Source organism: Variovorax sp. P4_D9, assembly GCF_056401695.1.
Genome location: NZ_JBFUIU010001560.1, coordinates 1 through 1,014, shown reverse-complemented (window position 1 = coordinate 1,014; position 1,014 = coordinate 1). Strand labels below are relative to the sequence as shown.

1 protein-coding gene is annotated in these 1,014 nt (G+C 62.7%); it reads left to right on the top strand.

The window, feature by feature from the left end; genetic code table 11:
* Positions 1 to 62 precede the first annotated feature (62 nt).
* On the top strand, positions 63 to 1,014 hold a 952-nt coding region (locus tag AC1DY5_RS56885; protein ID WP_478122915.1), incomplete at its 3' end, for an AMP-binding protein.

Below are 1,014 nucleotides of genomic sequence, written 5' to 3'. Positions count from 1 at the left end.
TATACCCCCCCGCCGACACGCTGGCGCGCTACGTTGAAGCGGGCGTGTTGACCCACGAAACCTTGGCCGACGGCTTCCGATCGTCTTTCCGGCAGCATGCCAGCGAGACCGCCCTTTGCGGGCCCGGCGGCATCATCAGCTACGCCGAGCTTGACGAACTGAGTGACCGTTTCGCCGCGGCCCTTCTGGAGAGCGGACTCGCACCACTCGACCGCGTCATTTTCCAGTTGGCCAACAGCAACGAACTGGTCATTGGCTTCGTCGCGTGCCTGAAGGCCGGTCTCATTCCCGTGGCGACGCTTGCCGCCCATCGTGAGCACGAGATCGGCTATCTGGCCGAGCTGAGCGAAGCTCGCATGCATTTCGTGCAGGGGGACGACCCGAAGTTCGACGACGTCGAATTCGCAGAGCGCATGCAGAAGGAGGTGCCGACGCTCTCCCTGATCGTTCAAGCCCGCGGCGAACCTCGTGGGCAAGCCCTCGGCATGCGCAAGCTGATCGAGGCAATGCCTTTGGCTCAGGCGCGTAACAGGCTGGCCGGCGTGCAACTCGATCCGTATCAGGTCGCCGTATTCCAGCTCTCGGGCGGAACCACGGGTGTTCCCAAGATCATTCCGCGCTTCAACAACGAATACCTCTACAACATGCGCTCAGTGGCGCAGTTCAACGGCTATCGCAGCGACGACGTGCTATTCATGCCATTGCCGATGATGCACAACCTCAACATGGGATGCTGCTTCGGGCCATTCCTGTTGACGGGCGGCGCCGTGACCGTCGCCGCTGACCTCCAGCCGCAATCGCTCTTCGAACTGTTCCAGCGTTACCTCCCGACTTGGGGGGCCATCGGCGGGCCGGTGCTTGAAAAGCTTCGCCCGGCGATCGAAGCCGGTCTGATGCCGGTCAAGCAGCTGCGCGGGGTCATTTCGGCCAGCGGCTCTCCAAAGCTGCGCAGCATCCTCGGCTGCCCGGCCTTCCACATCTTCGGCATGACCGAAGGCGTCATCATGATGACCC